The organism is Sphingomonas citricola (assembly GCF_019429535.1).
GTDB classification, from domain to species: domain Bacteria; phylum Pseudomonadota; class Alphaproteobacteria; order Sphingomonadales; family Sphingomonadaceae; genus Sphingomonas; species Sphingomonas citricola.
The window spans coordinates 391,201-405,737 of sequence record NZ_JAHXZM010000003.1 but is presented as its reverse complement, the minus strand read 5'-3'; the positions used below and the strand labels follow the sequence as shown (position 1 = coordinate 405,737).

The 14,537-nt window shown below is 70.1% G+C and carries 15 protein-coding genes; 10 read left to right on the top strand and 5 right to left on the bottom strand.

Annotation, left to right across the window (positions count from 1 at the left end; genetic code table 11):
* The first annotated feature begins 181 nt into the window (after positions 1-181).
* The 6 genes from KZ810_RS09640 (at position 182) to KZ810_RS09615 (ending at position 6,671) form a co-directional block, all read left to right on the top strand.
* Complete coding sequence (locus KZ810_RS09640; RefSeq protein WP_219768865.1) at positions 182-1,021, top strand: class I SAM-dependent methyltransferase; 840 nt, start codon at positions 182-184, stop codon at positions 1,019-1,021.
* The gene (locus tag KZ810_RS09635) at positions 1,018-1,653 is read left to right on the top strand and encodes a glutathione S-transferase family protein (protein ID WP_219768864.1); all 636 of its coding nucleotides are present in this window, start codon (positions 1,018-1,020) and stop codon (positions 1,651-1,653) included. Before KZ810_RS09640 ends, KZ810_RS09635 begins: the two co-directional genes overlap by 4 nt.
* Positions 1,654-1,706: 53 nt before the next feature.
* Positions 1,707-5,144: a PAS domain S-box protein gene (locus tag KZ810_RS09630; protein ID WP_219768863.1), complete on the top strand. Its 3,438-nt coding sequence runs from the start codon at positions 1,707-1,709 to the stop codon at positions 5,142-5,144.
* Positions 5,145-5,258: 114 nt separating this feature from the next.
* Positions 5,259-5,543 carry a hypothetical protein gene (locus tag KZ810_RS09625; protein ID WP_219768862.1) on the top strand — a complete coding sequence of 95 codons (285 nt, stop codon included), beginning with the start codon at positions 5,259-5,261 and terminating at the stop codon, positions 5,541-5,543.
* A 121-nt stretch (positions 5,544-5,664) separates the two neighbouring features.
* A complete protein-coding gene (locus tag KZ810_RS09620) occupies positions 5,665-6,291 on the top strand; it encodes a LuxR C-terminal-related transcriptional regulator (RefSeq protein ID WP_219768861.1) in 627 nt (208 codons plus the stop codon).
* Positions 6,288-6,671, top strand: coding sequence for an Hpt domain-containing protein (locus KZ810_RS09615; protein WP_219768860.1), 384 nt, complete (start codon positions 6,288-6,290; stop codon positions 6,669-6,671). The genes KZ810_RS09620 and KZ810_RS09615 overlap by 4 nt, the downstream gene beginning before the upstream one ends.
* A gap of 4 nt (positions 6,672-6,675) precedes the next feature.
* Here KZ810_RS09615 and KZ810_RS09610 read toward each other — a convergent pair whose 3' ends face one another.
* The 5 genes from KZ810_RS09610 to KZ810_RS09590 all read right to left on the bottom strand — a co-directional run bounded on the left by KZ810_RS09610 (position 6,676) and on the right by KZ810_RS09590 (position 12,037).
* Positions 6,676-8,304: a M28 family peptidase gene (locus KZ810_RS09610; protein WP_219768859.1), complete on the bottom strand. Its 1,629-nt coding sequence runs from the start codon at positions 8,302-8,304 to the stop codon at positions 6,676-6,678.
* The gene (locus tag KZ810_RS09605) at positions 8,304-9,113 is read right to left on the bottom strand and encodes an NYN domain-containing protein (RefSeq protein WP_219768858.1); all 810 of its coding nucleotides are present in this window, start codon (positions 9,111-9,113) and stop codon (positions 8,304-8,306) included. The genes KZ810_RS09610 and KZ810_RS09605 overlap by 1 nt, the downstream gene beginning before the upstream one ends.
* A 100-nt stretch (positions 9,114-9,213) precedes the next feature.
* On the bottom strand, positions 9,214-9,456 hold the full coding sequence (locus KZ810_RS09600) for a hypothetical protein (RefSeq protein ID WP_219768857.1): 243 nt from the start codon (positions 9,454-9,456) through the stop codon (positions 9,214-9,216).
* Positions 9,457-9,505: 49 nt separating this feature from the next.
* On the bottom strand, positions 9,506-9,988 hold the full coding sequence (greB, locus tag KZ810_RS09595; RefSeq protein WP_219768856.1) for a transcription elongation factor GreB: 483 nt from the start codon (positions 9,986-9,988) through the stop codon (positions 9,506-9,508).
* Positions 9,989-10,045: 57 nt separating this feature from the next.
* Positions 10,046-12,037 (bottom strand): lytic transglycosylase domain-containing protein, encoded by a 1,992-nt coding sequence (locus KZ810_RS09590; protein ID WP_219768855.1) that lies wholly within the window; start codon positions 12,035-12,037, stop codon positions 10,046-10,048.
* Positions 12,038-12,125: 88 nt separating this feature from the next.
* Between KZ810_RS09590 and dapA the strand changes: the two genes are divergently transcribed.
* The 4 genes from dapA to KZ810_RS09570 all read left to right on the top strand — a co-directional run bounded on the left by dapA (position 12,126) and on the right by KZ810_RS09570 (position 14,490).
* On the top strand, positions 12,126-13,007 hold the full coding sequence (gene dapA / locus KZ810_RS09585; protein WP_219768854.1) for a 4-hydroxy-tetrahydrodipicolinate synthase: 882 nt from the start codon (positions 12,126-12,128) through the stop codon (positions 13,005-13,007).
* Between the two features lie 52 nt (positions 13,008-13,059).
* Positions 13,060-13,362 (top strand): hypothetical protein, encoded by a 303-nt coding sequence (locus KZ810_RS09580; protein ID WP_219768853.1) that lies wholly within the window; start codon positions 13,060-13,062, stop codon positions 13,360-13,362.
* 91 nt (positions 13,363-13,453) lie between these two features.
* The gene (smpB, locus tag KZ810_RS09575) at positions 13,454-13,936 is read left to right on the top strand and encodes an SsrA-binding protein SmpB (RefSeq protein ID WP_019514965.1); all 483 of its coding nucleotides are present in this window, start codon (positions 13,454-13,456) and stop codon (positions 13,934-13,936) included.
* A gap of 14 nt (positions 13,937-13,950) precedes the next feature.
* Positions 13,951-14,490: a DUF2062 domain-containing protein gene (locus KZ810_RS09570; protein ID WP_258044684.1), complete on the top strand. Its 540-nt coding sequence runs from the start codon at positions 13,951-13,953 to the stop codon at positions 14,488-14,490.
* Positions 14,491-14,537: the final 47 nt, after the last annotated feature.

The window sequence follows — 14,537 nt, the reverse complement described above, 5'->3', positions numbered from 1 at the left end:
CGCCTGTCTTCGTGAGCGACCCCCTCGCGCAGTCTGGCGCAATCGACGGAACGATCAGCGATCGTTCGCCACATCGCCGCCCGGGCCCCGCGCACCCATGGACAGTAGCGCGCCGTTATGATCTCTGCGACTGTCTTCCCCCGTCAGGCGGCGCTTCGCTCATGATCAGGCTTCCATCCGCATGACCACCGCCGGCGACTGGAGCGGCAAGGTCGGCGACGTCTGGGCGGACGAATGGCCGCGGACCGAGCGTAGCTTCGCCGATCTCGCGCCGCGGCTGACGCAGGCGATCCTGTCGGTCGCGCCCGAACGCGGATGCTTCCTCGACCTGGGCTGCGGGATCGGCAGCACCGCCGCCGCGATCGCCCTCGCGCGTCCCGCCGCCCGCGTCGACGGTATCGACCTGTCCGCGCCGATGATCGCGGTCGCCAATGCACGCCACGCGCGCGCCAACCTCCATTTCGCAGCAGGCGACGCATTGACCGCGGCACTCCCCACCGCCGACCTCGTCTTCTCGCGGCACGGCGTCATGTTCTTCGCCGATCCGGTCGCCGCCTTCGCGCATCTGCGCCGTCGCGCCGCACCCGGTGCCCCGCTCGTCTTCTCCTGCTTTCGCGCGCGGCAGGAGAATGAATGGGCGCGCGTGCTCCAGGACGCGATCGGGCCAGCGCCGGCGGCGGCTGCGGGCTACGCGCCCGGGCCGTTCGCCTTCGCCGACCGCGATTTCGTCGCCGATCTGCTCGCGGCCGCCGGCTGGCGGGTCGAACGCGTCGACGCCGTCGATTTCACCTATGTCGCGGGCGAGGGGGAAAGCGACACCGCCGCGATCGACGACGCGCTCGCGTTTTTCGCGCGCATCGGCCCCGCCGCGCCCGCGATCCGTGCGACGCACGGTGACGAGCGTCTCACGCTTCGCGCGCGGATCGCATCGCGGCTCGCGCGTTATGCGACCGACCGGCGCGTGGCGATGCCCGCTGCCGCCTGGATCTGGACCGCACGCGCCGAAGGGGAGCCCGCATGACCGTCATCGTCCACCATCTCGAGAATTCGCGCTCGCAGCGCGTGTTGTGGATGCTCGAGGAACTCGGCCTGCCGCACGAGGTGAAGCGGTACGAGCGCAACAAGAAGACGATGCTCGCGCCACCCGAGTTGCGCCGCGTCCATCCGCTCGGCAAATCGCCGGTGATCCAGGACACCGACGACGGCGATCGCGTCGTCGCGGAAACGGGGGCGATCGTCGAATATCTGGTCGACAAGGCGGACGGGAAACTCGGAGCCCCCGCGCGGCGCGACGACGCGCTCGCCTATCGCTTCTGGCTCCACTACGCCGAGGGCTCGCTGATGCCGCCGCTGCTGCTCAAGCTGGTGCTCGGCCGCATCCCGCTGATGGGCAAGCCGGCGACCAAGCGCATCCAGCCGATGATCGACGTCCATCTCGACTTCGTCGAGCAATCGCTCGCCGATCGTCCGTGGTTCGCGGGCGATCAATTGACCGCCGCCGACATCATGATGAGCTTCCCGCTCGAGGCCGCGCGCAGCCGCGCCGGGCTCGACCAGAGCCGCCCCAACACGATCGCCTGGCTCGAAAAGATCCACGCGCGCCCGGCCTATCAGAAGGCGTTGGCGGAAGGCGGCCCCTACGCTTATGCGTGAATGAATTGAGCGCGTTAGCCACCCATTAACCACCGGTCGATAGGCCGGCTATCATGATCCCGGTCCGGCCATCGCGCTCGCTCGTCGTCGATCTCGCCTTCGCGGCCGTGTTCGGCGTGATCGGCTGGCTCTGCCTCGTCTACGCGCGCGCCGACTCGCCGGTCGCCTTGGTGTGGTTACCCAACGCGCTTCTCGTCGGCGTGCTGATGCGGTCGGCCGGCCCGCGGTTGCGGCTGTTCGCGTTGAGCGGCGCGGTCCTGCTGATCGTCGCGTTGCTGTCGACGCATCTCCCGCTCGCGCAGGTCGTCGTGCGGCTGAGTGTCAACATGACCGAGGTGCTGATCCTCGTGCTCGGCATGCGGCGCGCGGGGCGCGGCGCGCGCCTCGACACACTGCGCGAACTCGGTCGCTTCACGCTTCTGGCGGTCGCCGCGCCGTTCGCGCTCTCGCTTCTGGTGATGGGTGCGTTCTGGTCGAGTGGCGCCGCGTTCGCGATCGGCACCGGGCTGACCTGGGCCGGCGCGCACGCGCTTGGTCTGCTGCTCTTCACCCCGCTCGTCTGCGTGATGTACGACGCCTTCGCCGGCGATCGCCGCGAGATCCGTGCGCAGCGCAATCGGATCGCGTGGTTCATGGGTGCGGCGTCGGTCGTCACCATCCTGCTGTTCGCGCAGTCGCGTTACCCGCTGCTGTTCATGACCGGCCCGATCGTCATGCTCGCCGCCTTGTGGCTCGGCCGTTTCGGCGCCGCCTTGACCGTCGTCATGCTCGCGATCGTCGCCTCGGTCGCGACCTTCCTCGACGTGGGTCCGATCACGCTGGAAAGCGGCGGGGCACAGAGCCGGATGCTCGTGCTGCAGCTTTTCCTCGCCGCCAATTTCTGCATGGGCCTGCCGGTCGCGGCGATCCTCGACCGGTTGCAGCGCGCGCGCAACGACCTGCGCACGCGCAACGACAACGCGCACGCGATGCTCGCGAACATGCAGGAGGTGCTCTACCGCGTCGATGCCGAGGGGCGCTGGTCGTTCCTCAACCCGGCGTGGGAGCGGCTGACCGGGGTGCCCGTCGCCGACGCGATCGGCACGCACGTGCGCCAGGTCATCCATCCCGCGGACCTGCCGGTCCTGACCGACATGCAGGCGCGCTACGCCGCGCGGACGCTCGAGGGGCAGGTCGGGCGGCTGCGCATCATTCGCCGCGACGGCGAGATCCGCCAGGTCGACGTCAGCGCGCGCATGGTCCGCGACGCCGCCGGCGGATCGTTCGTCACCGTCGGCTCGCTCCACGACGTGACCGACCGGCTCGCGTTCGAGCAGGCGCTGCGCGAGAGCGAGCATCGCTTCCAGACGCTCGCCGATCTCGCCCCCGTCGGCATCTTCCGCACCGATGCGAAGGGCGGGCTCACCTACGCCAACCGCGCGTGGTACGCGCTCGCGGGGCAGACGCCCGAGGAGGCCGCGGGCGACGGCTGGGCGCGTGTGGTCCACCCCGACGATCTCGCGCGCGTCGCCGCCGACTGGCAGACGACCACCGCGAACAGCGGCAATTATCGCGGCGAATTCCGCTTCGTCCACGCCGACGGCACGCTGATCTGGGTCGACGCGATGACCGCGGTCGAGCGCGACCTGTTCGCGTGTCCGGTCGGGCACATCGGCGTCACCATCGACATCAGCGAACGTACCTTCGCCGCCGCCGCGCTCGCCGACAGCGAGGCGCAATTGCGCCTGCTCGCCAGCAATGCGACCGACGCGGTGTTCCGCCTCGCGCTCGACGGCACCTGTCTCTACGCCTCGCCCTCGGTCGCAGAAGTGATCGGCGCGCGTCCCGAACACCTGCTCGGCGCGTCGATGCTGTCGCGTTTCCACCCCGATGACGACGCGATCGTTCGCGGCGCGTACCAGGATCTGTCGCGCGGCATCATCGACAAGATGGTGGTCAGCTACCGCTCCGAACCGGTCGACCGACCGGGGACGTGGCGCTGGCTCGAGGCGAATTGCGGGCTGGTCCGCAATCCGGCGAGCGGCGCCGCGCAGGAGATCATCGTCTCGATCCGCGACGTCACCGCGCGCAAGGAACTCGAACTGCAACTCGCCGCCGCGCGCGACGCTGCCGAGATCGCGGGTGCCGCGAAATCGACCTTCCTCGCGAACATGAGCCACGAGATCCGCACCCCGATGAACGGCGTGATCGGCGCGACCGAGCTGCTGCTCGACGGCGATCTCGCGCCCGAACAGCGCGCGCGCGTGCAGGTGATCGCCGATTCGGGCCGCGCGATGATGCGGCTGCTCAACGACATTCTCGACCTGTCGAAGATCGACGCGGGACAGATGCAGATCGCGGCCGAACCGGTCGACCTGCGCCACGCGCTGCGCGGCTGCGCGAAACTGATGGCCCCGCTCGCCGAACAGAAGGGGCTGGCGCTCACGTGCGAGATCGCGGACGCGATCCCGCCGCGGATCGAGGGCGACGGGCTGCGGCTGCGCCAGATCATCCTCAACCTCCTCGGCAATGCGGTGAAATTCACCGCTGCGGGCTCGGTCGCGCTGCGCGCCGACGTTCAGCGTGACGAGGCGGGCGAGTGGCTGGAAATCGAGGTGCGCGACACCGGGATCGGCATCGAGCCCGCGCGCCACGCCGCGATCTTCGACAAGTTCATGCAGTCGGACGAATCGACCGCGCGCCGCTACGGCGGGTCGGGGCTCGGCCTCGCGATCGGGGCGCAGCTCGCGCGGCTGATGCGCGGATCGCTCGGCATGACCAGCACGCCGGGCGAGGGGAGCAGCTTCTTTCTGCGCGTCCCGCTCGTCGCCGCGGCCGGGGGGCCGGCGACCGTGCCGGCGCCCGCGGCACTGCCCGCACCCGGTCAGGCTCGCGACCTCCGCGTGCTCCTCGCCGAGGATCACCAGATCAACCAGATGCTCGCCTCCGCGATGCTCGAACGGCTCGGCGCGCGCTGCGTCATCGCCGCCGACGGCGCGGCCGCGGTCGACGCGGTGACGCAGGCGCAGGCGGCGGGCGACCCGTTCGCGCTGGTGCTGATGGACATGCAGATGCCCGAGGTCGACGGGCTCGAGGCGACGCGGCGGTTGCGCGCCGCCGGCCACACGCCCGCCGCACTCCCGATCGTCGCGCTCACCGCCAACGCCTACGCCGACGACATCGATCTTTGCCTCGCCGCGGGGATGCAGGCGCATCTGGCGAAGCCGTTGCGGCTGGCGGACCTTCAGCAGGTGCTCGACCGCTGGGGCCGCGCCGCCGCCCCCGATCCGCGCAACGTGCTCGACGCGCTGTCGACGCTGATCCGGCGCGGCGCATTCGAGGAAGCGACGCTGATCGAGATTTCGGCACACCTGCGCACGCTCGCCAACAGCGGCGCGTCGCCGCTCGCGGATGCGGCCGCCGGCGTCGAACAGGCGGTGTCGGGCTGCGTCGGCGACGATCTGCCCGCGGTGCTCGAACGCGGGCTGACCGCGCTCAACCACGCGGCCTGACCTCACCCCCCTGATCTCACCCCAAGGAGTAATATCGCGGCGGCGCCGGAACGTGCACAAGCGGATCATCGAGAGGGCATCGACCCTCCCCACCAGATCCAACGGAGCCGAACCATGATCCGCCAGACCCTGACCGCCGCCGCCGCCGTCGCCGCCCTGTTCTCGGGTGCCGCGCACGCCGACACCGGGCGCAGCAACCCCTCGCGTCCCGTCCTCGTCCGCACCGCGATGGACGGCAGCACCGTCTGCCTCAAGACCGCCGAGAGCGCGGGCTGCGCCACCTACCAGGCCGCGCTGCTGCGCACCGTCGGGCAGAAGGCGGCGGCGTCGCGGACCAACATCTCGGTCAACGACCTCGGCCGCCGTCAGCTGAGCGCCCTGATCGCCAGCATCAACTGATCATCCGCTGCCGCACGGGCACCACCCGCTGACCGGACGTCATTACCGCTTTGCTAACCACTGCTGCCGTAAGGGCCTGCCGAGTGCACCCCAATATGGGTGCGTAGCCGGAGCCCGTACCATGTCCGCCCCCGTCTCGAACCTGGCGATCGTCGTCGACGATCATCCGATGTGCCGCCAGGCGACTGCGATGGCGCTGGGTGTTGCGGCACCCGAGCTGACGGTGGTGGAAGCGGCATCGCTGGCGGAGGCGACCGAGCGGGCAGGGGAGGCCACGCTGATGACGCTCGATCTCGCGCTGCCCGACAATCGCTCGGTGCTGGGCGTTCCGGCGCTGCTCGATCGCTTTCCGCACCTGCGGATGCTGGTCATCAGCGGCGCGCTCAATCCCGATATCGAGCAGCAGGTCGCGGCGACCGGCGCGCACGGCTACCTCTCCAAATCGACGCCGATCTCGGTGATGGTGGAGGCGATGCGCGCGGTGATCGCGGGGGGGACGTGGTTCTCCTTCCCGATCAGCGAGGCCGCACTTCCCGCCGACAGCGATTTCGTCCGCCTTTCCTCGCTCACCGGCGCGCAGGCGCGCGTCTTGAACGCGATGGAGAGCGGCCGCTTCAACAAGCAGATCGCGTTCGACCTGGGTTTGTCGGAGATCACGGTGAAAGCCCATGTGAAGGCGATCCTGAAGAAGCTGGCGGTGCCCAACCGCACGCAGGCCATCCTCATGCTACAGCGAGCCCAGTCTTGAGCCTCCCGCGCCCCGCCACGTCTGCCGCCACGTCTGCCGCCCCGCTGATCGACCCCGCGCAGTTGCGCGAGTTCGCCGAGTTCCTGCCCGGCGCGCAGGTGCTCCAGCTCATCCGCACCTTCACCAACGAGATGCAGACGCGGCCGTCGATGGTGCTGCATCTCGCGCGCGAAGGCGATTTGACGCGCGCGCGCGCGGCGGCGCATTACCTGAAAGGCGCGGCGCTCAGCGTCGGCGCGCGGCGGATCGCGCTGCTCGCGGACACGGTCGAACATGCCGGCGACGACGTGATCGTCGAGCACGCACAGGAACTACCCGGCTGCGCCCTCGACACGCTCGGCGAGCTGGAAACGGTGCAGGCAACGTTGCGCGCCGCCTGATGCGTCAGCGCCGCGCCGCCGCGGTCGCGGCGCGCGTCGCGGTGAATTCGGACGTCGCGCTCCACGTCGGCCAGACGCCCGCGTGGCTCAATTGCACGCCCATGTCGTGGAACAGGTCGACGTCCTGCGCCGCACCGACGAGGTTCCAGTCGGCCGACCAGCGGTCGCACGTCTTGTGGTAACACGCCATGTAACCGTCGAGCCAGCGCTGCCCCGCCGCCGTCCCGCCGGCGCGCAGGTCGGGCGCGCCACCCAGCGCCATCAGCAACAGCGACGGCACGCCGCGGCGGACGACCGAGAAATGGTCCGCTCGGTAGAACAGCCCGCGCTCGCTGAACGTCTCGGGCGTGATCGTGCGGCCCTGCGTCGCCGCGGCGCGCGCCAGCAGGTCGTCGAGCGAACTCTGCCCCTTGCCCACCAGGATGACGTCGCGCGCCGGCCCCGCGGTCTGCAGGATGTCGAGCGTCAGATTGGCCGCGGTGAGCGCGAGCGGATAGACCGGGTGCGTCGCGTAATATTCCGAACCGAGCAGCCCGCGCTCCTCGCCGGTCCACGCGGCGAACACCAGGCTGCGGTCGGGCGCGGGCATCGCCTTGAACTGGCGCGCGAGCTCGACGATCCCGGCGACGCCCAGCGCGTCGTCGTTCGCGCCGGGGCGCAGCGTCGCCCCACTCGCGTCCGCCGGTCCCTCGCCGTACGCGTCCCAGTGCGCGCCGAACATCACGCTCTCGCGCGGCCGCGTCTTGCCGGGGATCTTGGCGAGCACGTTCGCGCTCTCGATCCGCTCGACCGACACGGGCGCACTGGCGGAAAAGGCGATCTTCATGTCGACCGGCCTGAACGACGCCTGCCGCGCGGCGATGCGCAAGCGGGGAAGGTCCAGCCCCGCGCCCTTGAACAGCCGGTCGGCGGTGTCGTGGTCGATCCACCCCTGCAACGGCACGCGCGGGTCGTTAGCAGCCCGGACGATGTCGTAATTCTCGCCGTTCGACGCGTTCACCGTCGACCACGGATAGCCCGCGCCGCCGGTGTCGTGGACGATCAGCGCGGCGGCCGCACCCCGCCTCGCGGCCTCCTCGAACTTATAAGTCCAGCGCCCGTAATAGGTCATCCGCCGGTCGCCGAAGCGGCCCTTGGCGTCATCGCCCGCCTGCGCTTCGAAATCGGGGTCGTTGACCAGGAACACCGCGACCTTGCCCTTCAGGTCCTGTCCCTTGAAATCGTCCCACTTCGCCTCGGGCGCGGACACGCCGTAGCCAACGAACACCATCGGCGCGTCGGCGATTGCGACCATGGGCGCGTCGCGCACCGTCGTCACCGCGATCTCGCGCCCCTGCGTCAGCGTCGTCGTGCCCGCGCGCATCGTCGCCCCGGTGCCGATCCGCGTGTGGATCATCGGCACCGTCTGCGTCCACGCGCCGTTCGCGCCGCCGGGTTCGAGCCCCATCGCCTTGAACGTCGTGACCAGCCAGTCGACCGTCGCCTTTTCGCCCGCGGTGCCCGGCGCGCGCCCGCCGAACGGCGCCGAGGCGAGCGTCTTCACCGTGTCCGACAATCGCGCCGGATCGGTCTGCGCGGCGGCAGCGGTCGAGAGCAGCGCCGCGACGACGCCGGCGAGGAGAGGGTAGCGCATCAGCGAAGCCTTTTGACGAGGGCGCGGCCTTCGCGCCGCTCGATCTGGAAATTGGGCACCGATTCGACCAGGTCGGACAGGCGCTTGAACCCGTAATTGCGCACGTCGAACGACGAACGGTTGGCGGCGAGCTGCCCCATCGCCGACAGGCTGACATAGCCCTTCTCGTCGCGCTTCGACGCGTCGTACGCGTCGATCAGCAGCTTGAGCAGTTCCTGGTCGACCGGCGGCTTGGCCTTGCGCGCCGGTGTCGCGCGCGCGCCGATCGCGGGCGGCAGCGTGTCGGACAGCGACGAATCGGTCGCGGAAGTATCCGCGGGTGCCTCGGCGACCGTGGCCGGTGCGGCGTCGGCACCGTTCGCCTGTTCCAGCGCGGCGACGTCGATGAAACGGCTGCACGCCTGGCGGAACCCCTGCGGCGTCTTGGCGGTGCCGAAGCCGTAGACCGGCAGCCCGTCCTGGCGGATGCGCGTCGCCAGCGGCATGAAATCGCTGTCCGACGACATGATCCCGAACCCCTCGACGCGCCCGCGAAACAGCAGGTCCATCGCGTCGATCGTCATCTTCATGTCGGTCGCGTTCTTTCCCTTGGTCAGATCGAACTGCTGCTGCGGCTCGATCCCGTGGCGCACGCTCATGTCGCGCCACCCCTTCAACCCGGGCTTCGACCAATTGCCGTAGACGCGGCGGATGTTGACCGTGCCGAGCTCCGCCAGCACCGTCAGCACGGGGTCTAGCGCGTGCCACGACGCGTTGTCCGCGTCGATCAGCAGCGCGATGTTGCGGGTGGGGGTGTCGTCGGTCGGCATGGGTGCGGGTGTCGCCGCCCACCGCGCTGCCGTCAATGCGTCATCGCCGGTGCGGCCGGTTCGGTCCACCCGACCCGGCCACTGGTCAGTCGCCCGTCGCTTAGTCGCTCGTCGCGGCCCGGTCGCTGCGTTCGGCGACGCCGGCGTCGATCTTGTCCTGTTTCTCTGCACCGGCCGACCCGTCGGGATCGTCGACCTGTTTCAGATCGGCTTGCGATCCGACGTCCTGTGCCAATCGTCCGCCCGCGCTCGACGGCGTCGCGTCGCCTGCGGGGATCATGCCCTCGATCACGTCCTTGTCGTCGTGGTCGCGTGCCGACTGGGTGCGGGGATGTTCTGCCATGGTCCGTCTCCTTCGCGGGCAAGAACGACCCGTGTCCAGCGCGCGTTCCTCATGCCTCGGGATAAGAGATTGCGATCACCTCATATTCGCGCTCGCCCGCGGGCAGCGCGACGCGGCGCACGTCGCCGACCGCCGCGCCGCGCAGCGCACGCGCCAGCGGCGCGTTCCACCCGATCATCCCCTTGCCCGCGTCGGCCTCGTCGTCGCCGACCAGCGTCAGTTCGCGTTCGTGATCGTCCTCGTCGACGATGCGCGCGGTCGCGCCGAAATAGATTCGCGATCGGTCGGGCGCGGCGGCGGGATTGACCACCTTCGCCGCCTTCATCCGCCGGGACAGCCAGCCGAGCCGCCGGTCGATCTCGCGCAGACGCTTGCGTCCGTAGATATAATCGCCGTTCTCGCTGCGATCGCCGTTGCCCGCCGCCCAGGCGATCGTCTCGACCAGCTTCGGCCGCTCGGTCGCGAACAATTGCTCATACTCGCGGCGCAGCACCGCATAGCCCGCCGGGGTGATGTAATTGGGTCGATCCATCCGCGCGCGACTAGCGCAACGGGCGCGCGACCGTCACCCCGTCGATCCACCCGCCGATCAACCCGTCCGGCTGCGCCCGAGATACCAGCTCAAATTCGCCGGGCCGCGGCTCTTCGCGCGCGCCGGGTTCATCAGGTCGTACACGACCGCATTCTCCAGCACGCGCTGCACGTAATTGCGCGTCTCGTTGTACGGGATCGCCTCGACCCAATCGACCATGTCGACCGCGCCGGTGCGCGGGTCGCCGTTGGCGCGCAGCCACTTGTTCACGTTACCCGGCCCCGCGTTATACGCCGCGATCGCGAGCGGGTAGCTGCCGTACAGGCCGAAGATGCGCTGGAAATAGCTCGACCCCAGCATGACGTTGTAGCTCGTGTCCGCGGTCAGCCGCGCCGGGTCGTAGGGCAGGCCCAGCTTGCCCGCCTGTTCGCGCGCGGTTGCGGGCATCAACTGCATCAGCCCGCTCGCGCCGACGGGGCTGCGCGCCTCGCGGTCGAACTGGCTTTCCTGCCGGCTGACCGCGTGGATCATCGTCCACTGGCTCTCGTATCCGCCCGGCACCGGCACCGTGGGAAACGCGACCGCGCTATATTGCGTCAACCCGTTCTGCATCGCGCTGCGCCCGACCAGCACCGCCAGGTCGGGGCGGCCGAGCTGGCGCGACAATTCGTCGGCCAGCAAATGGTCGGTGTCGCTCGTCGCATCGGCGGCGATCAGGCGGATGAACGCGGTCTGGTCCTGCCGCTGCCCGGTCTGACCCAGGAACTGCGCCGCGCGCACCGTTTCGCGGTTGAGGAACGCCGCGCGGACCGCCGGATCGATCTGGCGCGGCGGCAGCGCGGGCGGAGCGACCAGCGGCTGGCGCATGTGCTCCAGCGCCAATTGCCCGTAATATTGGTCGCGGTAGCCCCCGGCGCGCGCGAACAGCCCCGCCGCCTCGGGCTTGCCCGCCGCCTCCGCCGCGCGCGCGGCCCAGTAGAACCCCTTGGCGCGCGTCTGCGGTGACTGGCTCGCCTCACCGTAACGCTGGAACAGGAACGCCGCGTCGGCGGGCCGGCTGAGCTTCATCAGCGCAGTCTGCCCCGCGAGCCACGCGAGGCTCGTGTAATCGTCGCGCTCGCCATACGGCTTGGTCGAAATGTCGGTGCCCGTCGGATAAGCGTCGTCGATCTGCCGCGCGATGTCGTACGCGGTCTGCCATTGCCCGTCCGCCGCGGCGCCGCGCGCGTTGGTCAGCAACACCTCGTAGAATTTCTCGACGTTGCCCGGGCGGATCAGCGCGGAGCGCGTCCGCGCCAGCCAGCCGCGCGCGCTCGGCGACGCGCCGCTGTTGCGCAGCCACACCGCCTTGTCGGCGATATAGCCCGCGTCGCTCGCCCCCGCGGCGTCGTTGACCGAGGCGAGCGCGGAGGCGTTCGCGTCACCGGTGCGGAACGCCAGCCGCGCCTCGAACAGCGGGCGCGCGCCCGCGCTCGTCAGCGCGATCTGCCGCGCCGCCGCGCCGGTCTGGCCCTGCCACAATAGCGTGTCCATCCGCGCGTCGTGATCTGCCGGGGTCAAGGCGCCGGCAAAGCCCGTCAGCACCGCGCTCTCGTCGGTCGGCGACAGCGCGCCGCTGCGCCAGGCCGCGCGCGCCGCGGCATAGGCCTCGACCGTATTGCCGCTCGCCTGATACGCCCGCGCGCACGCCAGCCAGCCGGTGCCGGTCAGCGGCGGGAACCGGCGGCAGAAGGCGATGACGCTCGCCGGCGCGGCGTAACCGGTCGCCGCCTGCTTCTCGGCCGCCCGGCGATTGGCGGTCTGGTTGGGCCAGCCGGGATGCGCGAGCAGGAACGTGGCGTAGGTGTCGAACGGCAGCGAATCGCTCTGCTGCAGCACCTTCCACTGCGCGACCGCCTGCGCGAGCCCCGCGGCCTGCGCCTGCGGGTCCGGCTGCACCCCCGCCTGGCCCGTGAACGGCGCCACTGGACCAACCTGGCTCTGCGCCAGCAACAGCGCCGCCCCAAACCCCACCGCGATACCGATCAATGCGCCCGCCTTCATCACCATTCCAGATCGGTGGACAGGATAGCGATCCAACCCGTATCTGTCCTGAACGACTTCACATTTTCACCGCGGCGAAGAGAGCGTCTACCCCATGTTCACAGGTTCGATCCCCGCGCTGGTGACCCCGTTCGACGACGACGGCGCCTTCAACGAACGCGTCTACCGCGATTTCGTCGAGTGGCAGATCGCCGAGGGCTCGTCCGCGCTGGTGCCGTGCGGCACGACCGGCGAGGCGGCGACGCTGACCAAGGAGGAGCAGTTCGCGATCGTCCGCGTCTGCGTCGATCAGGCGCGCGGGCGCGTGCCGGTGATCGCGGGCGCGGGCTCGAACGACACCCGCGTCGCTCGCGCCAATCTGGTCGCCGCGAAGGAAGCCGGCGCCGATGCCGCGCTGATGGTCCCGCCTTATTACAACCGTCCGGGGCAGGAGGGCATCTTCCGCCATTTCGAGGCGCTGGGCGCGGACGCGCCGCTGCCGATCGTCCTCTACAACGTGCCCGCGCGCACCGTGACCGACATCCTGCCCGACACGCTCGCGCGGATCGTACAGGCGTTCCCGCACGTCTTCGTCGCGGTGAAGGACGCGAGCGGAGTCATCACCCGCGTGTCGCAGCACCGCGCGAGCCTGGGCGACGGCTTCTGCCAGCTTTCGGGCAACGACGATCTCGCACTCGCGTTCAACGCGACCGGGGGCACGGGCTGCATCTCGGTCAGCGCGAACGTCGCGCCGCGGCTGTGCGCCGACTTCCAGGCGGCGTGTGCCAGCGGCGATTGCGCGGCGGCGCGCACGCTCCACGACCGGCTGTTCCCGCTCCACACGTCGCTGTTCACCGATGCCTCGCCCGGCCCGGTCAAATACGCGGTCACGAAACTGCGCCCCGATTACCCGCGCGGACTGCGGCTGCCGATGACGTGGCCCGGCGAAGCAGCGCAGGCGGCGGTCGACGCCGGCCTCGCACACGCGGGGCTGTAACGGTGCGGGGCGGGGAGCAGATGACGCGACCCGCCCCAGGAAGGAAAGACCGATGATCGCGGCACTGCTCCTCCAGGCCGCGGTCGCGGGCCCGGTCCTTCCGCACCCCCGCTCGGTCCTGTCGCGCGAGTGCCCGAAGGCGCAGCCGGGCGACACCGACGTCGTCGTGTGCGGGCGCGGGCAGGAGCAGTTCCGCCTGCGCGCCACGCCCGAACGGTATTCGACCGATCCGCAGGCACTGTCCGATGCCGCGATCAGGATCGGCGACAACACCGTGCAGGCGGATACCGAGCAGGTCGGGGTCGGCGGCTTCCCCAGCAACCGCGTCATGCTGCGGCTCAAACGTCCCTTCTGACCGCGTGCGATGGGGCCGGTCGCCTCTCGCCCGCGCCCAATCGTAACGATCGCCCTTTGCCGCTGGCGGCCCTTGTGCCTACATCGCCGCCATGTCGCGTCCCAAGCCTGCCACCTTCGACAAGAAGAAGATCGTCGCCGAGAACCGCCGCGCGCGGTTCGACTACGCGGTCGACACCGTCTACGAGGCGGGGATCGTCCTGACCGGCACCGAGGTGAAGTCGCTGCGCTTCGGCGAGGGGTCGATCGCCGAAAGCTACGCCGAGGTGCGCGGTGACGAGGTCTGGCTGGTCAATTCCAACGTCCCCGAATTCAGCCACGGCAACCGCTTCAACCACGAGGCGAAGCGCCCGCGTAAACTCCTGCTTCACGAGCGGGAGATTAACAAGCTGCACGGCGCGGTCGCGCGCGACGGCATGACGCTCGTCCCGCTGACCGTGTATTTCAACGGGCAGGGGCGCGCGAAGGTGGAACTGGCGTTGGCGAAGGGCCGAAAGGCGCACGACAAGCGCGAACACATCAAGGAGCGCGAGTGGAAGCGCGACGCGGGGCGCATCATGCGCGACCACGGCTGATGGCATCGCGGCCGATGACGGCGTGGGACCGGTTCGCGGCGTGGAGCAGGCGCAACCTGCCGACGCGCGAATCGATGGAGAAAAGCCGACTGCTCCGCCCGGTCGCGCACCGCGTGCTCGCGCCCGAACTCTGGCGCTTCACCCGTCGCTCGGTGCCGCGCGGCGTCGCGCTCGGGATGGTCGCGGGCATCCTGTTTCCCGTCGGACAGATCGCGATCGCCGCGCTGATCGCGCTGCCGTTCCGCGCCAACGTGCCCGTCGCCGCGCTCACCACCTTCATCACCAATCCGCTGACGACGCCGTTCATCCTGTTCGCCGCCTATCAGATCGGCGCCTGGCTGCTGCGCACCGACGCGCCCGCGGTCGCGCAACCGGTGACCGAGGCGGCGACCGGCTGGTTGCAGTGGATCTGGAACGCCGGCCCGCCGCTCGTGCTCGGGCTGCTGCTGATCACCACGGTCTGCGCGTTGCTCGGCTACGGTCTGGCGGCACTCGGCTGGCGATCGTGGATCGCGCGCAAGTGGCGTCATCGCCACCATCACCACCACGACTGACGGTCGTCGCGCGGCCGTCCTCGCCCGCCGCGATTAAGCGACGCGGG